General features: G+C 58.2%; 17 protein-coding genes, 1 tRNA gene and 1 pseudogene. 12 read left to right on the top strand and 7 right to left on the bottom strand.

Going from position 1 to position 24,937, the window contains the following annotated elements; all coding sequences use genetic code 11:
- Positions 1 to 44 precede the first annotated feature (44 nt).
- From J8G15_RS08605 to J8G15_RS08575, 7 genes are all read left to right on the top strand, one after another.
- Positions 45 to 1,208 carry a BMP family ABC transporter substrate-binding protein gene (locus J8G15_RS08605; protein WP_210547075.1) on the top strand — a complete coding sequence of 388 codons (1,164 nt, stop codon included), beginning with the start codon at positions 45 to 47 and terminating at the stop codon, positions 1,206 to 1,208.
- Positions 1,209 to 1,298: 90 nt separating this feature from the next.
- A complete protein-coding gene (locus J8G15_RS08600; RefSeq protein ID WP_210547074.1) occupies positions 1,299 to 2,669 on the top strand; it encodes a PTS transporter subunit IIC in 1,371 nt (456 codons plus the stop codon).
- 32 nt (positions 2,670 to 2,701) lie between these two features.
- Positions 2,702 to 3,739 (top strand): adenosine deaminase, encoded by a 1,038-nt coding sequence (locus tag J8G15_RS08595; protein ID WP_210547073.1) that lies wholly within the window; start codon positions 2,702 to 2,704, stop codon positions 3,737 to 3,739.
- Positions 3,740 to 3,830: 91 nt separating this feature from the next.
- A complete protein-coding gene (gene guaD / locus J8G15_RS08590) occupies positions 3,831 to 5,168 on the top strand; it encodes a guanine deaminase (protein ID WP_210547072.1) in 1,338 nt (445 codons plus the stop codon).
- A gap of 103 nt (positions 5,169 to 5,271) precedes the next feature.
- Complete coding sequence (gene dcd / locus J8G15_RS08585) at positions 5,272 to 5,844, top strand: dCTP deaminase (RefSeq protein ID WP_210547071.1); 573 nt, start codon at positions 5,272 to 5,274, stop codon at positions 5,842 to 5,844.
- A 54-nt stretch (positions 5,845 to 5,898) separates the two neighbouring features.
- Entirely contained in the window at positions 5,899 to 6,765 is an 867-nt protein-coding gene (locus J8G15_RS08580; protein ID WP_210547070.1) for a neutral zinc metallopeptidase, read from the top strand.
- Between the two features lie 82 nt (positions 6,766 to 6,847).
- On the top strand, positions 6,848 to 8,386 hold the full coding sequence (locus tag J8G15_RS08575) for a DEAD/DEAH box helicase (RefSeq protein ID WP_210547069.1): 1,539 nt from the start codon (positions 6,848 to 6,850) through the stop codon (positions 8,384 to 8,386).
- Here J8G15_RS08575 and J8G15_RS08570 read toward each other — a convergent pair.
- Positions 8,383 to 9,237 (bottom strand): symmetrical bis(5'-nucleosyl)-tetraphosphatase, encoded by an 855-nt coding sequence (locus J8G15_RS08570; RefSeq protein WP_210547068.1) that lies wholly within the window; start codon positions 9,235 to 9,237, stop codon positions 8,383 to 8,385. The genes J8G15_RS08575 and J8G15_RS08570 overlap by 4 nt on opposite strands.
- A 24-nt stretch (positions 9,238 to 9,261) precedes the next feature.
- Between J8G15_RS08570 and J8G15_RS08565 the strand changes: the two genes are divergently transcribed.
- Positions 9,262 to 10,554 (top strand): hemolysin family protein, encoded by a 1,293-nt coding sequence (locus J8G15_RS08565; protein ID WP_210547067.1) that lies wholly within the window; start codon positions 9,262 to 9,264, stop codon positions 10,552 to 10,554.
- A 9-nt stretch (positions 10,555 to 10,563) separates the two neighbouring features.
- On the opposite strand, the gene J8G15_RS08560 is transcribed toward J8G15_RS08565, so the two are convergent.
- The 5 genes from J8G15_RS08560 to J8G15_RS08540 form a co-directional block, all read right to left on the bottom strand.
- The gene (locus tag J8G15_RS08560; protein WP_210547066.1) at positions 10,564 to 11,577 is read right to left on the bottom strand and encodes a diguanylate cyclase; all 1,014 of its coding nucleotides are present in this window, start codon (positions 11,575 to 11,577) and stop codon (positions 10,564 to 10,566) included.
- Positions 11,578 to 11,629: 52 nt separating this feature from the next.
- Entirely contained in the window at positions 11,630 to 12,178 is a 549-nt protein-coding gene (locus J8G15_RS08555) for a hypothetical protein (protein ID WP_210547065.1), read from the bottom strand.
- 204 nt (positions 12,179 to 12,382) lie between these two features.
- Positions 12,383 to 12,458, bottom strand: a tRNA-Lys gene (locus tag J8G15_RS08550).
- Positions 12,459 to 12,513: 55 nt separating this feature from the next.
- Positions 12,514 to 13,383 (bottom strand): NAD(P)-dependent oxidoreductase, encoded by an 870-nt coding sequence (locus tag J8G15_RS08545; protein WP_210547064.1) that lies wholly within the window; start codon positions 13,381 to 13,383, stop codon positions 12,514 to 12,516.
- A gap of 50 nt (positions 13,384 to 13,433) precedes the next feature.
- A complete protein-coding gene (locus J8G15_RS08540; RefSeq protein ID WP_210547063.1) occupies positions 13,434 to 14,411 on the bottom strand; it encodes a GMP reductase in 978 nt (325 codons plus the stop codon).
- Positions 14,412 to 14,580: 169 nt separating this feature from the next.
- Between J8G15_RS08540 and J8G15_RS08535 the strand changes: the two genes are divergently transcribed.
- Together J8G15_RS08535 and J8G15_RS08530 are read left to right on the top strand one after the other, a co-directional pair.
- Positions 14,581 to 16,995, top strand: a complete 2,415-nt coding sequence (locus J8G15_RS08535) for a UvrD-helicase domain-containing protein (RefSeq protein ID WP_210547062.1) — start codon at positions 14,581 to 14,583, stop codon at positions 16,993 to 16,995.
- Positions 16,996 to 17,207: 212 nt separating this feature from the next.
- Positions 17,208 to 18,062, top strand: a complete 855-nt coding sequence (locus J8G15_RS08530) for a hypothetical protein (RefSeq protein ID WP_304621858.1) — start codon at positions 17,208 to 17,210, stop codon at positions 18,060 to 18,062.
- A 170-nt stretch (positions 18,063 to 18,232) separates the two neighbouring features.
- On the opposite strand, the pseudogene J8G15_RS08525 reads toward J8G15_RS08530, so the two are convergent.
- A pseudogene (locus J8G15_RS08525) lies at positions 18,233 to 19,519 on the bottom strand (alkaline phosphatase).
- 482 nt (positions 19,520 to 20,001) lie between these two features.
- Between J8G15_RS08525 and ppsA the strand changes: the two are divergent.
- Entirely contained in the window at positions 20,002 to 22,428 is a 2,427-nt protein-coding gene (ppsA, locus tag J8G15_RS08520; protein WP_210547061.1) for a phosphoenolpyruvate synthase, read from the top strand.
- 150 nt (positions 22,429 to 22,578) lie between these two features.
- Positions 22,579 to 24,516 carry a PhoX family phosphatase gene (locus J8G15_RS08515; protein ID WP_210547060.1) on the top strand — a complete coding sequence of 646 codons (1,938 nt, stop codon included), beginning with the start codon at positions 22,579 to 22,581 and terminating at the stop codon, positions 24,514 to 24,516.
- Positions 24,517 to 24,937 lie beyond the last annotated feature (421 nt).

Here is a 24,937-nt window from a genome sequence, read left to right as displayed (position 1 = left end):
AACTTTTCTTAACCTGTCGCCAATCCTCCAAAGAAAGAATTTAGATGACTGATCTGCAAAAACGCTCGCTGCTGAAAATAGCGGCACTCACGGCTGTAGCCTCCGCTGCGCTGGTAGGGTGCGGCAAAAAAGAAGAGCCAGCTCCTGCGCCCGCACCGGCCCCCGTGCCAGTGGTTGAGGCACCTGCTCCCAAGGTTGAACCGCTGAAAATCGGTTTTGCCTACGTCGGCCCTGTGGGTGACGGTGGCTGGACGTTTGCACACGACAACGGCCGCAAAGCCATTGAAGCTGAGTTCGGCGACAAGGTCGTCACCTCCTATGTTGAAAACGTGCCTGAATCGGCGGATGCCGAGCGCGTGATTCGCGACATGGCGGGCCAGGGCAATAAACTTATTTTTGGTACGACTTTTGGCTACATGGAGCCCATGCTCAAGATCGCTGCCGACATGAAAGACGTGAAGTTTGAGCACGCCACCGGCTACAAACAAGCCGAGAACATGCGCACCTATGACAGCCGTACCTACGAAGGCGCGTACCTGGCAGGTGTGATTGCCGGCAAGATGACCAAGACCAACACTCTGGGTGTGGTCGCGTCCATCCCAATTCCTGAGGTGATTCGCAACATCAACAGCTTTACACTGGGTGCACAAAGCAGTAACCCCAAGGTCAAGACCAAAGTGGTGTGGGTGAACGGCTGGTTTGACCCACCGAAAGAGACCGAAGCGGCCACGTCGCTGATGAATGGCGGCGCAGACGTTTTGTTCCAGAACACAGACTCACCTGCCGTTCTGAAAGCCGCAGAAGCCAAGGGCAAGCGCGCCTTCGGTTGGGATTCCGACATGACTGCTTACGGCCCCAAAGCCCACCTGGCATCTGCCGTGATCAACTGGGGTCCTTACTACATCAAGGCCACCAAAGAGGCGCTTGACGGCACCTGGAAGGGTGGCGAGGCCGCTTGGTGGGGCGTGAAAGAAGGCGCGATTGACATCGTGTCCATCGCTGAAGACGTGCCTGCCGATGTTAAAGCCAAAGTTGAAGAAGTCAAAGCCGGTCTGAAAGACGGCAGCTTCTCAATCTGGAAAGGTCCGATCATGGACAACACGGGTAAAGTTCAAATCGAGAAGGACACCGTCGCTGACGACAAGTTCCTCGGTGGCCTGAACTTCTACGTCAAGGGCGTGGAAGGTAAAGTGCCTGGTGCCAAATAAGTCGCTTTAGCGCCTCATCAAGGGCCGCCTTCGGGCGGCCTTTGTTTTTCAGACACCCCCTAACCACCGCTCCCTCGCCCATCTCATGCCATGGACTCTTTTCAACATCTGCTAACGGTTTTTTTCAGCTTCAAAGCCTATGTGATGCTGCCGATCATCATTTTTTTGATCGCGCTTGCGGCACGTGTGCCCTTGCAGCGCGCGTTATTTAGCACGGTGGCGCTGGCCGCAGGGTTTGCGGGCGTCTTCATCGCATTTGATTTCTTCGTCGCCAACATCAGCCCGGCGGTTCGCCAGTTGTCGTTGGCCAGAGGCTTGAGCTTTCCGGTGCTGGATGTGGGTTGGCCGCCCTTGGCCGCCATCACTTGGGCGTCGCCGTTGGCAGCTATTTCCATTCCCTTGGTGCTGCTCACCAATCTGGTATTGCTGGCTGTGGGCTGGACACGCACGATTTATATCGACATCTGGAACTATTGGCATTTCGCCTTCATGGGCGTTTTGGTCATGAGCACGTCTGGCAGTCTGTGGTTAGGCTTGTCGGCCACGCTGGTGCTGGCGATCTATTGCTTCAAAATGACCGAGTGGACCGCTCCTGACGTTGAGCGGGAAACCGGGCTCAAGGGCATCTCCGCGTCGCCCATCTCGGTCAACGGCCTGGTCCCGTATGTGGCGGGCGTTGATTGGTTGCTCGACCGCATTCCCGGCATCAAAGCCATCAACTATAACCCGGCTCAAAAAAAGCAGGCCGTGTCGGACGCAGAAGACCAATTGACCGCGCTGGACATGCTCAGTGAACCCATGGTGATTGGCGTGCTGATGGGCCTGGCATTGGCGCTGGCCGCCGACTATGGTTTGAAAGAATCGCTGGAGTTGAGTGTGCATATCGCAGCGGTGATGTATTTGCTGCCAAAAAGTGCCGGCTTGATCGGAGAAGCCATGATGCCAATCACCACCGCCCTGCGTGAGCAGGTCGAACGGCACTTCCCCAGCCGCAAGAATCTGGTGGTCGCGATGGACACCGGGTTTCTCATGCACCACAAATCCGTAGTGGTCACAGGTTTGCTGCTCATGGCGCTGGCCATAGGCATTGCGCTGGTGCTGCCGGGCAATCGGGTATTGCCGTTGGGGGATTTGCCCAACGTGATTTCCGTCATGTCCCTGTCGGTGCTGATGATGCGCGGCAATGTGTTCCGCGCCGTGTTGGCCGGTATTCCGGTGATCATCACCTTTCTCTGGGTGGCCTCCAGCATGGCGCCGGCCTACACCGAACTGGCCCATCGGGCACCCGCGTTCAATGTGGAGGGGCTGGGCCTAATCACCGCATTTACCGACGGCGGTCACCAGCTGCGCTACTGGCTGTATTCCCTGTACCGAGCGCAATGGTGGGCCATTGGCGTGCTGCCACTGATAGGCGCCGGCATTTTCTTTACACGCCGACGCTTCATCGCTATGGTGAAGTGAAAATTTGATACTGATTTTTTGACTGGATTGTGATGACTCCCAAGATTGTTTCCCTTGAGCGCATGCCTGAGTTGCTGCGCCTGATGCCCAAAGCTGAGTTGCACATGCACATCGAAGGCTCACTGGAGCCTGAGTTGATGTTTGCGCTGGCCAAACGCAATGGCTTGTCCATGGCTTTCCCCGATGTGGAAACCCTGCGCAAAGCCTATGTGTTCGACAACCTGCAGGACTTTTTGGACATTTACCACGAGGGAACCCTCGTCCTCAAGACCGAGCAGGACTTCTATGACATGACCCGCGCCTACCTGGCGCGCGCGGCGGCCGACAACGTGCTGCACACCGAAATTTTCTTTGACACTCAAACCCACACCGGCCACGGTCTGAGTTCAGACACGGTGATCAACGGCTTGCACCGCGCCTGTGTGGACGCCAAAGCCGAGCTGGGCATCAGCGCCTCGCTCATCTTGTGTTTCTTGCGCCATTTGAGCGAAGAGGAGGCCTTCGAGTGCCTGGAGCAAGCGCAGCCGCTGCTGCACAAACTCGTTGGCGTGGGACTGGCCTCCAGCGAAATGGGCCACCCGCCCGAAAAATTCGCACGGGTATTTGCACGCTGTCGGGAACTGGGCCTGCGCCCGGTGGCCCATGCCGGCGAAGAGGGGCCGCCTGCCTTCATCTGGAGCGCATTGGATGTGCTCAAAGTGGAGCGCATTGACCATGGCGTGCAAGCCATGAAAGACTCCGCGCTGATGGCCCGTCTGGCCAAAGACCGCATTCCTTTGACGGTATGCCCTTTGTCCAACCTGAAGTTGCGCGTGTTCCCTACGCTGGCTCAGCACAACATTGGGCAAATGCTGGAGGCAGGCATCGTGGCCACCATCAATTCAGACGATCCGTCCTACTTTGGCGGTTACATCAACGAGAACTTCACGCAAACCTTTGCGGCGCTGGGCTTGGGTGCTCAGCAAGCCTACCAACTGGCGCACAACAGTTTTGAAGCCAGTTTTGTGGACGCCAGCGTCAAGCGCCAGTTCATTGACCGCTTGAACGCGACGTTTGAGTCGTTTCAGTAAGGGCACAGCGATTGGGCTCATAGCGCACGCCCATAGTTGATATGGGCGTGCGGATATGGAGCCTGATGATGCAACGGTTAAGCTTCGCCGCATGAAAGCTTACCGTGCCGCGATTCTGCGCTTTGACCCCGATCTTCCCCCCAATACGGCCGCCATTTATGAGTCGGATGGGCTGTTGGTGGTGGGGCCTGATGCCACTGGGCGGCAGGTGGTGCTGGCGGTTGGTGCTTACCCGGCCTTAAAAGACCAATGGTCCCATGTTCAGGTGACCCATTGGCCGGAGCGGATCATTGCGCCCGGGTTTGTGGATATGCACATCCATTACCCGCAAACTAATGTCATTGGCTCTCCCGCCGAAGGTTTGTTGCCTTGGTTGGAGAATTACACTTTCCCAGAAGAAATACGCTTTGAATCGCTTGACTACAGTGCGGATTCCGCTCGGTTTTTCATAGCGGAGTTACTGCGCAACGGTGTGACTACAGCGCTGGCGTTCGCAACCTCCCATGCAACCTCAGTGCAGGCGCTATTTGAGGCGGCGCAGGCGCGCCAGATGCGAATGATCACCGGCTTGTGTCTGATGGATCGCCACGCACCCGCCGAGCTACTGAATCGAGCCAATTCTGGCAGTGAGCGAGATGCCACCGAGCAAAGTCTGATCGACACCGAAACACTGATTCAACAATGGCATGGCAAAGACCGGCTGGGTTATGCCATCACGCCCCGTTTCGCACCCACCAGCACGGACGCCCAGTTGCATGGCGCGGGCGAGTTGGCCGCGCGCTACTCCGATGTCTGGATTCAAAGCCATGTGGCCGAAAACAAGGAAGAGATCGCTTGGGCGCGGGAATTGTTTCCCGCCTCACGAAGCTACCTGGCCACTTATGACGATTTTGGTCTGATGCGCGAGCGGGCAATCTATGCCCATTGCATTCATTTTGACGATGACGACCGGGCGTTGATGCGCGACACAGGGACGGCTGCTGCCGTCAGCCCGACCAGCAATCTGTTTTTGGGCAGCGGTTTTTTTGACTACGCAGGCGCTGACCGCGTGGGATTTGCCTACGGATTGGCCAGTGACGTGGGTGGGGGTACCAGCTTCAGCCCGTTTCACACCATGTTGGCCGCCTACTATGTGGGTCGCGAAGGGCAAACCAAGCAAGGTTTGTCGCTGTCGCCGCAGCATCTGTGGTGGCAACATACCTTGGGGGCTGCCAAGGCCTTGGGTTTGGATGGGGGCCGGGACGTCGCCGCCATCGGCAACCTGCAAGTCGGCTGCGAGGCGGACTTTGTGGTGCTCAACCCGAAAGCCACACCGCTGTTGGCGCGACGTACTGCTCAGGCCAGCAGCCTGGACGAGTTGCTGTTTTCGATGATTGTGCTGGGTGATGACCGGCTCATCGAGAAGACCGTTATTTCTCAAGTAAATTAGGTCGATGGCCCTTGTAAATTGGGTGTAAGTAGCTACTAAAAATGTAGCATTCTGGCAATAGGTGGGGCGCTTACAATCTGGGCAAATCAGGAGTTCCACACCCATGAGTATCAAAAGCGACAAATGGATTCGTCACATGGCCGAGACCACGGGCATGATCGAACCCTTCGAGCCCGGCCAGATTCGCGAACGCGATGGCAATAAAATCATCAGTTATGGCACCAGCAGCTATGGCTATGACATTCGCTGTGCACCTGAATTCAAGGTGTTCACCAATATTCACAGCACGGTGGTAGACCCCAAGAACTTCGATGAAAAGAGTTTTGTCGATTTTCACGGTGACAGCTGTATCATCCCGCCCAACAGCTTCGCCTTGGCGCGCACCCTGGAGTACTTCCGTATTCCGCGCAACGTGCTGACCATTTGCCTCGGGAAAAGCACGTATGCCCGCTGCGGCATCATCGTCAATGTCACGCCTTTTGAGCCGGAGTGGGAGGGCTACGTGACGCTGGAGTTCTCCAACACCACGCCACTGCCGGCCCGAATTTACGCGGGTGAGGGCTGCGCCCAAGTTCTCTTTTTTGAGAGCGACAAGGACGATGTCTGCGAGGTCAGCTACAAAGACCGCGGTGGCAAATACCAGGGCCAGGTCGGTGTGACCTTGCCACGGGCCTGACGGTTAAAGTGAGTTTCTCCCTCGCGGTCATCGCTTGTATATAGGAGTCCGCTCATGAAATGGGAGGGCAATCGCCAGTCAGACAACGTGGAAGACCGTCGCAGCAGCGGCTCCTCGGGTGGTTCGCGCGGCGGGCGCAACATCGGTATCGGCTCCATCGCCATTGCCTTGGTTGTGTCCTATTTTCTGGGGGTGAGCCCGATGACTGTGCTCAACGTCCTGAGCGGAGGGTCCGCACCCACCACCCAGCAATCGCCTGCACAACGCCCGCCCGCCGACGACCGCATGGCCCAGTTTGTGTCCACGGTACTGGGCGACACCGAAGACGTGTGGGGTAAGGTCTTCTCCCAAGGGGGTTCCACCTATCGAGAGCCCAAACTGGTGCTGTTCCGCGGCGCGACGGCTACCGCTTGCGGTCAGGGTCAAGCTGCCATGGGTCCCTTCTATTGCCCTGCCGATCAAAAGGTCTATATCGACCTTGGTTTTTATGAGACGTTGAAAAACCAGCTCGGCGCACCGGGCGACTTTGCGCAGGCCTATGTCATTGCGCACGAGGTGGGGCACCACGTGCAGAACCTGCTCGGCATCACCACCAAAATGGACCAGATGCGCGGCCGGGTCAGTGAAACCGAATACAACGCCATGAGCGTGCGTCTGGAATTGCAAGCTGACTGCTTTGCCGGCGTTTGGGCCAACCATGCCCAGGAAGCACGACAGTTGCTGGAGGCCGGTGATGTGGAAGAGGCGATGAACGCGGCGGCACGTATTGGCGACGATGCCTTGCAGGGCGCGCGAGGTGGCTCGGTCGTTCCAGAAAGCTTCACCCACGGCACCAGCGCACAACGCCAGCGCTGGTTCAACAACGGCCTTAAAAATGGCAGCGTCAAGCGCTGCGACACGTTTTCCGCCCCTCAATTGTGATATATGAGGGATAATAAGGGTTTGCCCCAGCCCTTGGGGTGCACCCAGCTATCGAATTGATAGCATTTGACTTTGGCTATGAATGACCGATTTAACCCCTGATTTGACCTCTGAAACCCCGCCTATGGCGTTTGCGCAATTGCAACTCGCCGCACCTTTGGCCCGTGCAGTAGCCGATTTGGGCTACGTTTCCATGACCCCAATCCAGGCCCAGGCAATTCCTGTTGTGCTGGAAGGGCGTGACGTGATGGGTGCCGCCCAAACGGGCACCGGCAAGACTGCTGCCTTCTCCCTGCCCCTGCTGCAGCGCATGCTCAAGCACGAGAACAGCTCCACATCCCCCGCCCGCCACCCTGTGCGCGCCTTGGTGCTGTTGCCAACCCGAGAGTTGGCCGATCAGGTTGCTCAGGCGATCAAGGCCTACGCCCAGCACACCCAGTTGCGCTGCACAGTGGTTTTTGGTGGCATGGACATGAAGCCGCAGACCCTTGAGTTGAAAAAAGGCGTTGAGATTCTGGTGGCAACACCTGGTCGCTTGCTCGATCACATCGAGGCCAAGAACACGGTGTTGAATCAGGTTGAATACGTGGTGCTGGACGAGGCAGACCGCATGTTGGACATTGGCTTCCTGCCAGATTTGCAACGCATCCTGTCCTATTTGCCGAAACAACGTACGACGCTGCTTTTTTCTGCGACCTTCTCCGGCGAAATCAAGCGCTTGGCTGGCAGCTATTTGCAGGACCCGGTCACCATCGAAGTGGCGCGCTCAAATGCCACTGCCTCGACTGTGGAGCAGCATTTTTACAGTGTCGGCGACGACGACAAGCGCCACGCCTTGCACCAGATCTTGAAGCAACGCGAGTTGAAGCAAGCCTTTGTGTTTGTGAACAGCAAGCTGGGTTGCGCCCGTTTGGCGCGCTCGCTCGAGCGTGAGGGTCTGAAGACCGCCGCGCTGCACGGTGACAAGAGTCAGGACGAGCGCTTGAAAGCGCTTGAGGCCTTCAAAAGCGGCGAGGTCGATTTGTTGGTGTGTACCGATGTGGCCGCGCGCGGACTGGACATCAAGGATGTGCCCGCAGTTTTCAACTTTGACATTCCCTTCAATGCCGAAGACTACGTGCACCGCATTGGACGTACCGGCCGCGCCGGAGCGTCCGGCTTGGCCGTCAATTTTGTGTCCAAGAGCGATGCCCGGCTAATCGCAGACATTGAAAAACTGATTAAAGTCAAGATTGAGCTGGAAGCGGTCGAGTTTGACGAAGACCAGCCTGACATTCGCAAACAGGGTCGCATCAACGATGGTCGTCGCATGTACGCCGAAGGCGCGCAGGACGAATCCCGCTACGCTGGTTCCCGCTCGGGTGGCCTGCGTGATGTGTCCCACGAGGGGCAGCATGCGCGGGGTGAACGTGCGCCACGACGCGACTTCAATCGCCCGGCACCGGCCTCCCGTGACCCATTTTTTGACAAGCCTTACGAGCCAACCCCGGTCGCTGAAGAAGGCGCGCCGTCTTGGGAGGCGTCGGCCAAAGCCAATGCGCCTCGCAGTGTCTCAGCCAACATCAAATCAAAGCGCCGTGTGGCTGCGCTGTTCAGGGCTGCGCCTGAGGTGACTGCTTAACCCGGCACCTGCGCTTGCTTGCACTGGATCTGAATAAGCTCCTGTGCAAGACCCGAGCCAGCCCTTGAGTGGCCCAGACGCATGGCGCTCAAGCAACCGCCCCACACGCAACCGGTATCCATCGCCAGAACGGTCGGACGATCGAGCCAACCCAAAGTGGACCAGTGGCCAAACGCCACGGTGACGGCTTCAGTTTGTCGTCCTGGTACATCAAACCAGGGCATATAGCCCTCGGGGGCCGCGTCTAACCCACCTTTGGCTTTGAATTCCATGCGGCCCTCGGCGTCGCAGAAGCGCAGCCGGGTGAGGGTATTCACAATCACGCGAAGGCGACTTGTCCCCGTCAAGGCCTCGCTCCATTGCGCAGGCTCATCGCCATACATCACCTGAAGAAACTCATTCAAGTCGGGGCCGCGAAGCACGCTCTCGACCTCCGACGCCAAGGTGATCGTTTTTTGCGCGCTCCAGGCGGGTAGCACCCCGGCGTGCACCATCAGCACGTCGTGGCCGCTGACGGACTCGAGTAGCGCCATTTTTTGGCCGCGCAGCCAGTCCAGCATCGCGGTTCGGTCGGGTGCGTTCAGAATGTCGTTCAGGGTGTCTTTGCGGTGGGGCTGGCGCACGCCGTGTGCCAGGGCCAGCAAATGCAGGTCGTGGTTACCTAGCACGCACGCCGCGGCTTCGCCAAAGGCCATGAGCCGCCGAAGCACACTTGCCGAGTCTGGTCCACGGTTGACCAAGTCACCTAAAAAGAACAATTTGTCCCGGCTGGGCGAGAACGAAATCTCATCCAGCAAGTGCTGCAGGGCGCTGTCGCAGCCCTGCACGTCGCCAATCAAGTAAAGTGCCATGGTGTTTATTCTCGCTTGCGCTCAATGGAATTTCTGCTGATTGTTTTTTTGACCGTCCTGAACGGTGTATTTGCCATGTCGGAACTCGCGCTCGCGGCGAGTCGCAAGGCGCGTCTGGCAGCCATGGCGGAAGCCGGTGACAAAGGCTCGCAAGCGGCCTTGAAGCTGTTATCCGACCCCAATCAGTTTCTTTCGACCGTCCAGGTCGGCATCACGTCGATTGGCGTTTTGAACGGAATCGTGGGCGAGTCTGCCTTTAGTCCCGCCGTGTCGGCTTGGTTGGAGGGCTTCGGTCTGGCTGAAAGTGTGGCAGATGTGTCAGCCACGGCCATTGTCGTGACTTTGATTACTTTCACCACCATCATCTTTGGGGAGCTGGTGCCCAAGCGAATCGGGCAACTTCACCCGGAAGCCGTGTCGCGCTATGTCTCTCGTCCCATGCTGTGGCTGGCGGCCGCTGCCGGGCCGTTTGTGATGTTGTTGTCCGGCACCACGGCGGCGGTGCTCAAGCTGCTGCGTATTGACACCACTGCTGCACGGGGGGTGACTGAAGAAGATGTGACCGCGAGTCTGGAGGAGGGCGTCGATGCGGGCGTCATTGAACAGCACGAGCATCAAATGGTGCAAAACGTATTTCATCTGGATGACCGAACGCTGACCTCGCTGATGGTGCCGCGTGGGGACGTGGAGTGGTTGGACGCGGGCGACACCGTGCGGCACTGTTTGAGTCAGGAAGGCGTAGGGAGCATGCAGGGCACCCATTCCTGGTACCCGGTCTGTCGCGGCTCCCTGGACGATGTGGTGGGGGTAATCAGCGTGGCGCGGTTGCTTCAATTGGGGGTCGATTCTTTCGAACCCATTGGCCAACACATCATTCCTGCGACCTTTGTGCCAGAAACATTGAGTGGCATGGAGTTGCTGGAGCAGTTCCGGGCCAAAGTGGGACGCTTGGTGCTGGTCGTGGATGAGTGGGGCGTGGTGCAGGGACTGGTGACGCCCCGTGACCTGTTGGAGGCCATCACAGGGGAGTTGCAGCCTCATGAGAAAATTGATGCTTGGGCTACCCTGCGCGAAGATGGCAGCTGGCTGATCGATGGTTTGATGCCAGTGGGGGAGCTCAAAGTCAGGCTCGACATCGATGCGTTGCCAGAGGAGGATGGTGGACGCTATAACACTGTCGCCGGGCTTCTCATGTCTGTCTGTGGGCACTTGCCCTCAGTCGGTGAGCATATCGAGGGCGCAGGCTGGTTGTTTGAAGTCGTGGACCTGGATGGAAAACGGATCGACAAGGTTCTGGCCACCCGCATGGAAGGCTGAGCGGGACGCTCACCCCCGGGCAACAACTGTGTTGCGGCCCTTTTGTTTGGCTTCATAGAGGGCGGCATCTGCGTCCTTGATCAGAGACTCCGGGCAGGTGATCGCTGGATAGCCTGACACTCCTGTTGAGAAAGACGCTTCAAACCACTGGTCGGACAGTGCATGTTTGATGGTCGCAAAGTCCTGACGAATCCGGTCCAAAATGTCACGAGCTTGAGATGAGTCAGAGTCGGGCAAGACGACCAGAAACTCTTCTCCTCCATATCGCCCCACCAAGTCACTTTTTCTCAAGCGCTGTTTGAGCAGCCAGGCCAATCCGCGAATCATCTGGTCGCCAATGGGGTGCCCGTACTTGTCGTTGACATGTTTGAAATGGTCAATGTCAATCATGGCTACGCTCAGCAAGCCATTGGTGCGCGCGGCCAGGTGGATGGCGGTGGCCAACCGATCCTTGATGGCGCGATGGTTGAGTAGACCCGTGAGACCGTCATGCTGCATGGAACGGCGCAGGGCGCGATAGCGCTCAATCTTGCTTTTGACGACGGCATTCAGAAAAACGGGGTTGAATGGCTTGGTCAAAAAATACTCACCACCCAATCGCAGAGCATCCACTTGCAGTCCCATATCGCCCTCTCCAGAGAGGTAAATGATGGGAGTGGACAGAAACTCCGGGTGCTGGCGAATCACGCGCGTCGCTTCAACACCGGTACATTTAGGCATGAACATGTCCATCAGCACCAGATCTGGCTGGTAGCTTCGCAAACTATTCAGGATTTCGGCCGGGTCAGTCACCGCGTGGGACTCGATGCCGCTTTGTTTCAAGGTCCGCTGGATGGAGATGCTGGCCGTCGTGGAGTCTTCCACCACCAGTACGCGAAATGGAGGTTCGTCTTCATGACTGCACAGATCGATCAGTTTTGCCAGAATCTCTGATGGATGGGTGGCCAATCCGAAGCAATGATCTGTTCCAGCGCGAAGCGCTGCCTTGATGCTCGAGAAGTCAGCTTGCAAGTTGTAAACCACCAACGTACCGGTGGCGAATCGGGTGCGAAGTGTTTTGATGTTTTTGCAAGCCTCATCCAGCGGTGTGGCCCCGGCATTCAGTTAAAAATATCTGGGGACCGACCGCATTCAGTGAAAGGTCCTTGAGAAGGTGTTTTTCGGTGTGAATGCCCAAATCTTTCAACTGCGTCAACTGCGTCAACAGCGTCTCAGATGTCGGAGTGATATCGCCAATAAACCAGATTCGAGGCATCGACAACAATTCGGTGGACGCATCAGGCGTCAAGGTGGCGGCCAGTTGCGACACCAGTCGCTGATTGGTGCCTATGAACAGGGTCACCCGGCTCACCAGAGTTTCCAGACCGGAATTCAGTGCCTCAACGGTTGCATGCGGTATCGGGTAACGGTCTGCGTCATCAAACAGGGTAAGCACCTGTTGCTCCAATTGGTGGGCGGTCTGATGCAGTCCCGAGAGTCCCCTGCCTTGAAGAAACTCGGAAAAGCTGGAGATGCAAACCGCAAACTCAACGAAGGGCTCGAACCCAGGCGAAGCCACATAGGTTCGCCACCTGCGGTGCAAGGCATCGCATTTTTGATGAAGATCCGACGGTTGCATTGACATGACTGGTGCGTCAAACGAAGATCAGGAAATTATGTCCGTAACAGCCTGTTACGGGTGGGGTATTTCGGCTGTCGGTTTGCGGCACATCAGAGACTGTTCGCCACTTCAAGGCCTGGGCACTTCGACAGCAGTCCATGCTCTCGCCGTTCGCCGAATAAAAAAGGCCTAGTCGCTGTGTGCAACAAGGCCTTTTTATCGAAAAAATGGTGGGATGTGCGGGGGTCGAACCCACGACAAACGGATTAAAAGTCCGCTGCTCTACCAACTGAGCTAACATCCCATTTTTTACCGCGCCAGTTAATTAGTACGGATCAAAAGTATAGCAGCCGAATCGGTCAATTCATGCCGTTGCGGCTCGCAAGTTCAACAAAAAGACCGGCGTGGTCCAAATCGGCAAGCCCGTGGTCGATTCCATCGGCGTAGAGTTTTTCAAAAAGTTGAGTAATCGGCGCGCTCAGGCCAATCGCCTCGGCCGTGGCTAGGGCGTTTCTCAGGTCTTTGAGTTGGATCGACATTCGGCCATGGGGTGTGAAGTCACGGTCAATCATTCGTTGACCGTGAACCTGCAGAATTCGGCTGTCAGCAAACCCGCCGGTAATGGCTTCCCTGACCTTGGCCATGCTGGCGCCGCCTTTCTCACACAGCAGCAGCGCTTCCGCCACCGCCCCGATGGTGATGCCCACAATCATCTGATTCGCCAATTTCGCGAGTTGGCCCGATCCGTGCGGACCCACGTGCGTGGCTCGCCCGAACACATCCAGCACGGGTTTGATGTCATTGAAGACTGCGACTTGGCCGCCCACCATGATGGCCAGGGTGCCGTCTTGCGCGCCATGGGTGCCGCCTGACACTGGGGCGTCCAGGTGCAGGGTACCCATTTCACTAAGCTGTGCCGCATGGTCGCGTGCCTCTGCGGGTTGGATGGAGGACATGTCCATGACCAGAGCGCCTGGCTTCAGCGCGCGTGCCACGCCTTGGTTGAACAGCACGTCACCAACCACCGGTCCGTTTTCGAGCAGGCAGATCACGGTGTCCACCGACCGCACCGCATCCGCCGCTGCGGCGTGCACCGTGGCCCCCAAGGGGCGCAAGCGTTCGGCTTTGTAGGCGGTCCTATTCCAGACGTGGACGGTGTGCCCGGCCTCAATAAGGCGCAGCGCCATGGGGTAGCCCATGGCGCCAATGCCCAATACCGCGATATTCATGGTTGCTCCTTCCCTGATTATTAAACGGGCGCATGCAGCGCCCGACGGGTTTACATCAGCAGATGCTCTCCGGCGTTGTCGCCACCCAGTGTGACGTAATTCACCTTGCGAATGTCCATCAGCTTTTTGCCGCCGGAGTAGCTGATCGAGCTTTGGATGTCCTGCTCCATCTCGATCAGCGTGTCGGCCAGCTTGCCTTTGACCGGCTCCAGAATGCGCTTGCCTTCCACGTGCTTGTATTCGCCTTTGTTGAAGTCACTGGCCGAGCCGTAGTATTCCTTGAACAGTTGGCCGTCCACCTCCACCGTCTTGCCCGGGCTTTCTTCGTGACCGGCCAGCATGGAGCCAATCATCACCATGGTGGCGCCAAAACGGATGGATTTGGCAATGTCGCCGTGCTCGCGGATACCGCCGTCGGCAATGATGGGCTTGGTCGCCACCCGGGCACACCATTTCACCGCACTCAATTGCCAGCCGCCGGTGCCGAACCCCGTTTTCAGCTTGGTGATGCAAACTTTGCCGGGGCCAATGCCAACCTTGGTGGCGTCGGCGCCCCAGTTTTCCAGGTCAATGACGGCTTCGGGCGTGGCCACATTGCCGGCAATGATGAAGGCGGCTGGCATCTTTTCTTTCAGGTGAATAATCATGTCGCGCACGCTGTCGGCGTGGCCATGGGCGATGTCGATGGTGATGTACTCGGGCACGAGGCCCAAGGTTAGCAACTTGGTCACGGTGTCGTAATCGGGTTTTTTCACGCCCAGCGAGATGGAGGCAAACAGGCCGCGCGCCTTCATGTCTTGCACAAACTTGACGTTGTCTAGATCAAAGCGGTGCATGACGTAGAAGTAGCCGTTCTCGGCCAGCCAGATGCAAATCTCTTCGCTGACCACGGTTTTCATATTGGCTGGCACCACGGGCAGGCGGAATTCGCGCTCGCCCAGCGTCACGCTGGCATCACATTCGGAGCGGCTTTCCACGCGGCATTTGCGGGGGAGCAAGAGAATGTTGTCGTAATCAAAGATTTCCATGGCGTAAGGTCCTGCGTCTAACGGTTGATAGAAGAGCGCTTGGAGTGGACCCGGACCTTGTTCAGCGCAGTCGTGTGGACGGCATAAACAAAAAACCGGGCCACAAATGCTTGGGCCCGATGATTGATTCTATCGAGTTTGTCCGGAGCCTGCTTTCTACAATAGGGGCATGTTTGCAGCCAACACCACTCCGGGCGACCAGAACTCCCCCCTCCTGAATAATCTCAATCCCGAGCAGCGCGCCGCCGTGGCCTTGCCCGCCGAGCACGCCTTGATTCTGGCCGGGGCCGGGTCTGGCAAGACCCGTGTACTCACCACCCGCATTGCCTGGCTGCTGCAAACCGGGCAGGTGTCGCCCGGTGGCGTCTTGGCGGTGACCTTTACCAATAAGGCCGCCAAGGAGATGATGACGCGCTTGTCCAGCATGTTGCCGGTCAACGTGCATGGCATGTGGATTGGCACTTTTCATGGCTTGTGCAACCGGTTTTTGCGGGCCCACTTCAAGCTGGCCAACCTGCCGCAGAGTTTCCAGATTCTGGATACACAAGACCAGTTGTCAGCCATCAAGCGGCTGTACAAGCAGTTCAAATTCGACGAAGAGCGCTTTCCGCCCAAGCAAATGCAGTGGTTCATTGGCAGTTGCAAGGAAGACGGCCAGCGCGCCAACATGGTGGATGTGCGCGACGACGAAACCCGCAAAAAAGTGGAGATTTACCAGCTCTATGAGGAGCAGTGCCAGCGCGAAGGCGTGGTCGATTTTGGCGAGCTGATGCTGCGCAGCTTTGAGGTGCTACGCGACAACGATCCGATTCGCGAGCACTACCAACGCCGTTTTCGCCACATCCTGATTGACGAGTTTCAGGACACCAACAAACTGCAATACGCCTGGATCAAGATGTTGGCCGGCACCGGCGCCCATGGCTCGGTGGACGATGCCGCCAGCTTTAATCCCAGTGGTTGCGTGTTGGCGGTGGGGGACGATGACCAGAGTATTTACGCTTTTCGCGGCGCCCGTGTGGGCAATATGACGGACTTTGTGCGTGAGTTCAAGGTCAAGCACCAGATCAAGCTGGAAGAAAACTACCGCAGCGGCAGCAATATTCTGGACTCCGCCAACGAGCTGATCAGCCACAACAACAAACGCCTGGGCAAAAACCTGCGCACCAGCCAGGGCCCCGGTGAGCCGGTGCGGGTGTTCGAGGCCAGCAGTGACTTTGCCGAGGCGCAGTGGATGGTGGACGAGATGCGCCAGTTGATTCGCGATGACGTGCCACGCAAGGAGATTGCGGTGCTGTACCGCAGCAACGCCCAGAGCCGGGTGATTGAGACCGCCTTGTTCAATCACGGCGTGCCCTACAAGGTGTATGGCGGCCTGCGCTTTTTCGAGCGGGCCGAAATCAAGAACGCGCTGGCTTACCTGCGCCTGTTGGAAAACCCGCGCGATGACACCAGTTTTCTGCGCGCCGTGAACTTTCCGCCCCGCGGCATTGGCCTGCGCAGCCTGGAGCAGTTGCAAGACGTGGCGCGGGCCAATGGCTGCGCCTTGAGCGATGCCGTCAGCGGCCTCGGTGGCAAGGCCGGCACCAAGATTGGTGCTTTTTTGGCCGGCATCGACGTGCTGCGCGAGCAGACGCAGGACAAGAAGCTGAGCGAGATGGTGGTCATGATGCTGGAGCACAGCGGCTTGCTCACTCACTACCGCGCCGACCGCGAGGGTGCCGACCGGGTAGAAAACTTGGAGGAGCTGGTGAACGCGGCGCAAAGCTTTGTGTCGCTTGAGAACTTTGGCCGTGACGCCTCGCTCGTTCCGATGGACGATGAAGGGCAAGCGTTGACACAATCCCCGGCATCACAAGGCTTGGACTTCAGTCAGCCGTTTGTCGAAGAGGCCGCGCCCGACGCCGAGACAGGCGAGACCCTGTCGCCACTGGCCGCCTTTTTGTCGCACGCTGCGCTGGAGGCGGGTGACAACCAGGCCCAGGCCGGACAGGACGCCATTCAACTCATGACCGTGCACTCTAGCAAGGGGCTGGAATTTGACTGTGTGTTCATCACAGGCATGGAGGAGGGCTTGTTCCCGCATGAAAACTCCATGAGCGACCGGGAGGGGCTGGAAGAAGAGCGGCGCCTGATGTATGTCGCCATCACCCGCGCTCGCAAGCGCTTGTACCTCAGCCATTCCCAGACGCGCATGTTGCACGGCCAGACCCGCTACAACCTGAAAAGCCGTTTCTTTGAGGAGTTGCCCGAGCCGGCGCTGAAGTGGATCACACCCAAGAACCCCGGGTTTGGCGCGGGATATGCTCCTGTTTCAGGAGCGGTTTCCGCAGGCTACACAGGCACTAGAGGCTCATTCGGCACAAATTTTGACAAGTACTCGGCACCCGCGCCTGTGCCCGGTCAAAAGGCCGCGCCATCACATGGCATTCGTGCCGGCATGAATGTGTTTCACGCTAAGTTTGGCGAGGGCACGGTGCAAAACCTGGAAGGTACAGGCGACGACGCCCGCGCGCAGATCAACTTTCCCCGTCATGGGGTGAAGTGGCTGGCCCTGAGTGTGGCCAAGCTGACGCCGTTGCCTTGACCTGAGATTAAATAAAGAGCCCCTTTGGCAGGGGCTCTTTATTGGGGTGGTCTTCATCACCCATCTATTGATAGCGAATAGTCAAAGGCAGGCAAGCGCCGGCCGGCTAATTCTTCCAAATTTTTTCTGGCACAAGGGCATACCAAGATCGCTCCTGGTTGTTTTTCAATAAACGATATAAACTGTTTACCTCGTTTAATCAAGGCACACTCATGAACACCACAGAAACCGCTGTCACAGAATCCACTCCTGAAGAGATTGTGTCGGCCCAGTCCGAGTCCACCAGCGTGGTTGACGTCGCACCCGTCAACACCCCCGTCGAAGAAGTCGCCGTGGAGGCCGCCCCCGCTCCCGTCGCCAAAGTACCCGCCAAACGGGCCGCCAGAAAAGCACCGGCGGCTGTGACGCCTACCGCTGAACAGCTGGCACCGGCCCAGGTCGCAAGCAAGCCCAAGGCAATCGCCAAGGCCAAAGTGCCAACCCAAGCCGTGGCCAAATCAGTCAGCAAGCCTGCTGTTAAATCGGCCGTGAAGCCTGCAGCCAAGCCGGCCGCCAAAGCGGTGGTCGTCGCGCCCGTTGAAGCGCCCAAGCAAGCTGCGGCCAAGTCCGTCAAGCCGGCCAAGCGCGCTGCTGCCAAGTCGCCAGCCAAAGCACCCGTCAAAGTCGTAGCCAAAGCTGCAGTTAAGCCCGCAGCGAAGTTGGCGCCCAAAGTGGCTGCCAAATCGGCGCCTAAGACCACCCCTAAAGCACCAGCCAAGGCCGCGCCCAAAGCCGTGACCAAAAAGGTAGCCAAGCCAGCCGCCAAGGTGGTTGCAAAGGCGCCAGTTGCGAAGGCCGTCAAAGTCAAGAAGGCGAAATTGGTGCGCGACAGCTTCACCATTCCCAAGCCTGAGTACGACATTCTGGCCAGCCTCAAGCACCGCGCAGGCAAGCTGGGCAATGCGGTCAAGAAGAGCGAGTTGATTCGTGCCGGTATCAAGGCCCTGGCGTCCATGGCCGACGCCGGTTATGTGGCGGCTTTGAAAATGGTTCCCACCATCAAAACGGGTCGCCCTTCCAAGCGCTAAATGTAAGAAACCACCGGAAGGTGGTTTGGTCAATCAAAGGCGGTCGCAGTCAGCGACCGCCTTTTTCTTTTTCAGCTGCGTTGCGGCGCCAGCGTCTTGGTGTAAAGCGAGGCACCGGCAATGTCCTTGAGTGTGACCGTCATGGCGCGGGTTTTGGCGTCAATGTCGACCTAGCCAAAAAACTGCATGCCGCTGGTGGGTGGGGCGTTCACTTCGGTGGGCGCTTTTTGGTACATGACCTGCATGCCAAAAGTGGCATCGGTCTTGTTGGGACCAAAGCCACCAGCGTTGAGCGGGCCAGACACAAACTCCCAGAAGGGCGAAAAGTCAGTGAACTGGGCTTTGGCCGGGTCAAAGTGGTGGGCGGCCGTGTAATGCACGTCGGCCGTTAGCCACACCACGTTTTTGATGCCCGCCCGTTTGATTTCGCGCAGCAGGTGGGCCATCTCCAGTTCGCGTCCCTTCGGCGCACCGTCTTCGCCGTTGGCAATGGCTTCTCAGCGGTCCTTGCCTTGGGGGTCTTTGCCATCGCCCACATGCAGGCCAATGGGCGTGTCGGCGGCAATCACCTTCCACACGGATTTCGACTGTTTCAAGTCCTTTAATAGCCAAGAGATTTGTGGGCGCCCCATGAAGACCGTGGTGTCCGACTCGGAGGTCTGCAGGTTGTCGGTGTTGGGGCCGCGGTAGCTGCGCATGTCGACTACAAAAAAATCCAGCAGTGGGCCTTGGGGCAAATGGCGGTAGACGCGTTCGCTCTCTACCTAGGCCGTGCAGCGCAAGGGGGCGTATTCGTGGAAGGCCTTGGTGGCTCGGGCCACCAGCAAGGGCACGTTTTTTTCTGTGTAGCGGGCATCTGCACTCAGGTCTTTGGAGTCGGACCAGTTGTTGCACACCTCGTGATCGTCCAATTGCCAGATTTGCGGCACGTCAGCGGCCATGCGGCGCACGTTGGCGTCCATCAGGTTGTAGCGGTAGCGGCCACGGTACTCGTTCAGCGTCTCGGCTACTTTGCGCACCTCTTCGGTGACTAGGATGTTCCATACCGTGCCATCGGCGAGTTTGACCTCGGCCGTGATCGGGCCGTCGGCGTAAATGGTGTCGCCGCTGTGCAAAAAGAAGTCGGGGTTGACGAGGCGCATCTGCTCGTAAATCTTCATGCCACCCCAGGCTTCGTTGATGCCCCAGCCCTGGCCAGCGGTGTCGCCGCTCCAAGTAAAACGCACATCGCGGGCGGGCTGGCGGCCGGTTGCGCCAGGCAGACGCAGGTGGCCGGGCAGGGCCTCGGACAGCACACGTTCGTTGTGCAGGTCTTGCAATACCAATCGGTAAAAAATGTCCTGGCCGGCAGGCAAGCCCGTCAAATCCACGCGCCCGGTGAAGTCGCTGTCTTCCAGCATGTGGGGGCCACGCACCCGGGTGGCGTTGGCAAAGCTGGGGCTGGTGGCCCAGTCCAACCACAGGCGGGCGGGGCGGTCGCTTCGGGTCCAGATGATGGCGCTGTTGGCTGTGGGTCGCCGCTCTGAACGCCATGGGCCATTTGGGGGCGCATGCCATCGCGGGTAATCACGGCCGGCGCGGTTTGCGCCAACAAGTTGGTGGCGCGACCACGCTGGCGCCGCCCAACAAAACGCTGTGATTCAAAAAGTGTCGTCGATCCATCAAGAGTCTCCATGAACAGAGGTGTTTGCCATTGTTTGGGCGCAGGATGTCAGTGCTGTGACGCTCGCGTTGATTGGATAAATTGCTATAGATATGAGAGCTTATCCCTCAGGTGGATCATGCGCTACAGCCCGATTTTGCTCTCAAATACTTCGATATCGAATAAACGGGGACGATGAGTTTGGTGTGACGCGTTCAGTGCAATATTGATGTGGGTCAAAACGACGGCGCCCGGTCAGTCGCAAGATGAAAGGCTAAACCCAAGGAGGAGATTGACATGCCTGAGACCGATTACATCCGCTGGTTCCGTGAACTCTCGCTGACTGATTTACCGGTTGTGGGGGGCAAAAATGCATCCCTGGGCGAGATGTTCCAGCAACTCACCCCCTTGGGCGTGCATGTGCCCGATGGCTTTGCCGTGACGGCACCCGCCAACAAAGACGCTTTGGATGCGGCTGATGCCTGGCCTGAGTTGCACCGCTTGCTGGACAACTTGGACAAAACCGACGTGACGGCGCTGGCCAAAGTGGGTGCCCGCGCGCGGGAAATCGTCTACGGCGCGCCCTTGCCCAAGGCGGTGGAGCAACAGGTGCGCGAAGCCTGGCGCACGCTGAAGGCGGCCAGTGGGGATGATTTGAGTGTGGCGGTGCGCAGTTCCGCCACCGCTGAAGACTTGCCCACCGCCAGCTTTGCGGGCCAGCACGACACCTACCTCAATATTCAAGGTGAAGAGATGCTGATTGACGCCGTCAAGCGCTGTCAGGCCTCACTATTCACCGACCGGGCCATTTCTTACCGCATTGACAACGGCTTTGACCATTTCAAGGTGTTTCTGTCGGTGACGGTGATGCAAATGGTGCGCAGCGACCAAGCCTCCAGCGGCGTGGTGTTCACCATTGACACCGAGTCTGGCCACCCGGATGTGGTGTTCATCACCGGCGCCTGGGGGCTGGGTGAAAACGTGGTGCAAGGCACCGTGGACCCGGACGAGTTTTATGTGCACAAGCCCACCTTCAAACAAGGCTTTCGCAGCGTGTTGAGCAAGACGCTGGGTGACAAGCAGGTGCAAATGGTGTACGCACCAGGCCGCACCCGCGAGCCGGTCATCAATCGCCCCACACCCAAGGCGGACCGCAAACGCTACTGCCTGACCGACGCGGACGTGTTGGTGCTGGCCGATGCCGCCATCAAGATTGAAGACCATTACAGCCAGTTGGCGGGCGAGCGCCGGGCCATGGACATTGAGTGGGCCAAGAACGGGCCGGAGGGTGAGATTTTCATCGTGCAGGCCCGCCCTGAAACCGCCATTTCCCAGCGCAATGCGCTGATGTTGGAGGAATACGTGCTGGACGGCAGCGCCGCCGTGCGAGCCACCGGTCGCGCCGTGGGCGCCAAGATTGCCACCGGCAAAATTCGGGTCGTGAACAGCGCCACTCAATTGGCGGCGTTCAGGCCAGGCGAAGTGCTGGTGGCTGACACCACCACGCCGGACTGGGAGCCGGTGATGAAAACGGCGGCCGCCATCGTCACCAACCGGGGTGGGCGTACCTGCCATGCGGCCATCGTCGCGCGAGAGTTGGGCATTCCTGCCGTGGTGGGGGCGGAGCACGCCAGTGAAACCTTGAAAGACGGCGACTTGGTGACCGTATCTTGCGCGGAAGGCGCGGTGGGCAAGGTGTACGAAGGGGCCGTGGAGTTTCATAAACTGGTGACCGACCTGACTGGCCTGAAGCGCCCCAACACTCACATCATGGTGAACCTGGGCAACCCGGAGCTGGCGTTTCAAGTCAGCCAGATGCCATGCGATGGCGTGGGCCTGGCGCGCATGGAGTTCATCATCAATGAGCACATCAAGGTGCACCCCATGGCGGTGTTGCACCCCGACCGCATCACCGACGTGGCCGAGCGGGCCAAGGTGCAAGCGCTGTCGGTCGGCTATGCCGATGGCGCCAGCTACTTTGTGGAGAAGCTGGCGGAAGGCGTGGGCACCATTGCCGCCGCCTTTTATCCGCGACCGGTGATCGTTCGCCTCTCGGACTTCAAGAGCAACGAGTACGCCGCACTCTTGGGTGGGCGCGACTTTGAGCCGCATGAAGAAAACCCCATGATTGGTTTCCGGGGCGCGGCGCGGTACATCCACCCGGCTTATGCGGAAGGGTTTGCGCTGGAATGTGCGGCCATGTTGCGGGTGCGCGAGACCATGGGGCTGACCAACCTGAAGCTGATGGTGCCGTTTTGCCGCCGCCTGGACGAGGCCCGCAAGGTGCTGGCCGCGATGGAAAGCCATGGCCTCAAGCGGGGCGAAAACGGGCTGGAGGTCTACGTCATGTGCGAGATTCCCAACAACGTGCTGCTGATTGACGAGTTCTCGGAGTTGTTCGACGGCTTCTCCATTGGCTCCAACGATCTGACTCAACTCACGCTGGGCGTGGACCGGGACAGCGCCATCGTGGCTGACTCGTTTGACGAACAAGACCCTGGCATGCGCAAAATCTTCAAAATGGCCATTGAAGGCGCCCAACGCAACAAGCGCCACTCCAGCATTTGCGGCCAAGCCCCAAGCGACCACATTGAGGTGGCCCGCTATTTGGTGGAGTTGGGCATTGACAGCATCAGCCTGACGCCCGACCGGGTGCTGCAAACCATGCAGGCGGTGCAAGAGATTGAGGTGGCACTGGGTCGCCTTGCGCGCCCAGCAAATTAAGGATGGGTACGGGTCGGGGTGATTGACGATGGGTGGGGTGTTTTCACCAAAATGTCACATCACTTTCTTACGATGGGCGCTGGTTTGTTCCAGCCCGCAGTCGCTGCTTTGGCGGTGAATTGCTTATTTCCACCCCATTTGAGAGTATTCATGCCCAATTTGTCCCAACCGTCCCGCCGCCAGGCCCTCAAGTTTCTTGCCAGCGCGCCCATGCTTCCTTTGGGCGTGATGTCGGTCTCATCACTGCTGACCGCTTGCGCGTCAACAGGTGGCACCGGCGCCGCCATGGCAATGGGCAATTACCTGTCCACCGCCTTCACGTCGATGGCCGTCCCCACTTTGGCCGACCCAGCGGCCATGGCGGCCACCACCGTGGGTTCGAGTCTGAATGTCATGCTGCGCGACGGCAGCAAGCAGAGCTACAAGCTGGCCTACCAGCCCTTTTTCATCACAGGTGACAGGGTGTCTGACGGCAAAGGCGGCTCGATTTTGAGCGGCGGTTACTACGACATTTTGAACAAGCCCATCATTGATCGCTCCGTGGCCGGAAAAGAGCGCCAGTTCTTCTCGGATTGCCCTGATGGCACTTCGCTGTTGCAGTTGGCAAATGCCAAGGTGTCGGGTGTCAAAGGCAAGCCCGTATTTGCCGTGGTCCAGTTTGAATACACCACGCGCGACCAAAGCAACGCCGAAGCCTACGGCACCTTGCCGTCCCCCATTGCCGTGTTGACGCTGGACCAAGACCAGGCCACTGGCAAGCTGAGCTTGGTGAGTTATCACAACGTGGACACCTCCTCGGTGAACGGCTTGTGGATCACTTGCGGCGCCAGCCTGTCGCCATGGAACACGCACCTGTCGAGCGAGGAGTACGAGCCTGACGCCTTCAACACGGGCGACAAGCGCTTCAAAGCGTTCAGCAAAAATTTGTTTAGTGATGAGACCGTAGGAAACCCCTACCACTACGGGCACTTGCCTGAGGTGACGGTCAACCCGGACGGCACAGGCTCGATTGCCAAACATTTCTGCATGGGTCGCATCTCGCACGAGTTGGTTGAAGTCATGCCCGATCAGCGCACGGTGTTGATGGGTGACGATTTCACCAATGGTGGCCTGTTCATGTTTGTGGCTGACAAAGCGGCGCAGTTGTCTGCCGGTACCTTGTACGTGGCCAAGTGGCACCAGACCTCCGGTGTTGGCCCGGGCAGCGCAACACTGTCGTGGATCAAGCTGGGCCATGCCACCAGCAAAGACATCGAAAAGCTGGCGGATTCGATCAAACCGTCGGACATCATGGACGTGAAAACGGCTGACCCCAAAGACGCCAGCTACACCCAAATTCCGTTTGCCGGCAAGACCAACTGGGTCAAGCTCAAGCCCGGCATGGAAAAAGCGGCGGCGTTCCTTGAAACCCATCGCTATGCGGCACTCGTGGGCGCCAGCCTGGGCTTTAGCAAAATGGAAGGCACCACGGTCAACGCCAAAGACAAGATCGCTTACTCAGCCATGAGTTACATCAAGGACTCCATGCTGAATGGCTCGGGCGACATCAAAGTACAGGGCCCTCAATCGGGCGCGGTGTATGCGCTCAACCTCAAAGGTGCCCAAAAGGACCGTGCCGGTATGGCCATCGACAGTGACTGGGTTCCGGTGGACATGGCCGCGCCTGCAGCGTTGATTGGTGAAGATTTGGCGACACCTGACGCACTGGGCAACATTTCGCACGCCGACAAGATCGCTAACCCCGACAACATCAAGTTCTCGGAAAAAATGCGCACCTTGTTCATTGGCGAAGACAGCGGACGCCATGTGAACAATTTCTTGTGGGCATACAACGTGGACACCAAGCAGTTGTCGCGGCTGATGTCTTGCCCGGCAGGCGCGGAATCGACCGGTTTGCAATCTGTGGACGACATCAATGGCTGGACTTACATCATGAGTAACTTCCAGCACGCGGGCGACTGGGAAAAAGGCCTGCACGACAAGGTACAAGCCACGCTGGACCCATTGGTACGTGCCAACTACAAAGACAGATTTGGGGCGGCTGTGGGCTATTTGACGGCGGACCGCAGCAGCGTGAAACTGGGATGAGGTCGAGGCGGGCAACCGCCACCCAAGGAAAGGGTGCTTCGGCACCCTTTTTTGGCTTCAACACTGGGGTGTTATTTGACTTGGCGCAGGCCGGACTGGAGGGGCAGTCTCTGAACCCGAACGTGGCGAGTCAGCCGGCGGGAACGCGAGGGTGACCATCGCAGCCCATTCGCCCCCGGGCCAGCTGCGGAACGCCACTGATCTTTCCACTCCCCCAATCCGCAAGCCGTTGATTTATATAAATCGAAAATACGTTCAGGCATTTGAACTTTTCACTTGTCGGCCACTAAACATTCCACTTTTCCGACGCGTGGGCAAAGCGGACGTTCGTAAACTAAAGCCGAAGGGCTGCAACGCGGGCGGAAGCAGTCATTGAGGTTTTTCCCATGGCAGTCTTGTGAAGACTGACAGCTGCTGTAGG

It is taken from the genome of Rhodoferax sp. PAMC 29310 (assembly GCF_017948265.1).
Lineage (GTDB): Bacteria > Pseudomonadota > Gammaproteobacteria > Burkholderiales > Burkholderiaceae_C > Rhodoferax.
The sequence above is the reverse complement of the archived record's forward strand: the minus strand, read 5'-3'. Positions and strand labels throughout refer to the sequence as shown.

What these genes read in the sequence shown, in the direction of transcription:
- J8G15_RS08605 (WP_210547075.1), top strand. Translation starts at nt 45, where the DNA reads ATGACTGATCTGCAAAAACGCTCGCTGCTGAAAATAGCGGCACTCACG.
- J8G15_RS08600 (WP_210547074.1), top strand. Translation starts at nt 1,299, where the DNA reads ATGGACTCTTTTCAACATCTGCTAACGGTTTTTTTCAGCTTCAAAGCC.
- J8G15_RS08595 (WP_210547073.1), top strand. Translation starts at nt 2,702, where the DNA reads ATGACTCCCAAGATTGTTTCCCTTGAGCGCATGCCTGAGTTGCTGCGC.
- guaD (WP_210547072.1), top strand. Translation starts at nt 3,831, where the DNA reads ATGAAAGCTTACCGTGCCGCGATTCTGCGCTTTGACCCCGATCTTCCC.
- dcd (WP_210547071.1), top strand. Translation starts at nt 5,272, where the DNA reads ATGAGTATCAAAAGCGACAAATGGATTCGTCACATGGCCGAGACCACG.
- J8G15_RS08580 (WP_210547070.1), top strand. Translation starts at nt 5,899, where the DNA reads ATGAAATGGGAGGGCAATCGCCAGTCAGACAACGTGGAAGACCGTCGC.
- J8G15_RS08575 (WP_210547069.1), top strand. Translation starts at nt 6,848, where the DNA reads ATGACCGATTTAACCCCTGATTTGACCTCTGAAACCCCGCCTATGGCG.
- J8G15_RS08570 (WP_210547068.1), bottom strand. Translation starts at nt 9,237, where the DNA reads ATGGCACTTTACTTGATTGGCGACGTGCAGGGCTGCGACAGCGCCCTG.
- J8G15_RS08565 (WP_210547067.1), top strand. Translation starts at nt 9,262, where the DNA reads ATGGAATTTCTGCTGATTGTTTTTTTGACCGTCCTGAACGGTGTATTT.
- J8G15_RS08555 (WP_210547065.1), bottom strand. Translation starts at nt 12,178, where the DNA reads ATGTCAATGCAACCGTCGGATCTTCATCAAAAATGCGATGCCTTGCAC.
- J8G15_RS08545 (WP_210547064.1), bottom strand. Translation starts at nt 13,383, where the DNA reads ATGAATATCGCGGTATTGGGCATTGGCGCCATGGGCTACCCCATGGCG.
- J8G15_RS08540 (WP_210547063.1), bottom strand. Translation starts at nt 14,411, where the DNA reads ATGGAAATCTTTGATTACGACAACATTCTCTTGCTCCCCCGCAAATGC.
- J8G15_RS08535 (WP_210547062.1), top strand. Translation starts at nt 14,581, where the DNA reads ATGTTTGCAGCCAACACCACTCCGGGCGACCAGAACTCCCCCCTCCTG.
- J8G15_RS08530 (WP_304621858.1), top strand. Translation starts at nt 17,208, where the DNA reads ATGAACACCACAGAAACCGCTGTCACAGAATCCACTCCTGAAGAGATT.
- ppsA (WP_210547061.1), top strand. Translation starts at nt 20,002, where the DNA reads ATGCCTGAGACCGATTACATCCGCTGGTTCCGTGAACTCTCGCTGACT.
- J8G15_RS08515 (WP_210547060.1), top strand. Translation starts at nt 22,579, where the DNA reads ATGCCCAATTTGTCCCAACCGTCCCGCCGCCAGGCCCTCAAGTTTCTT.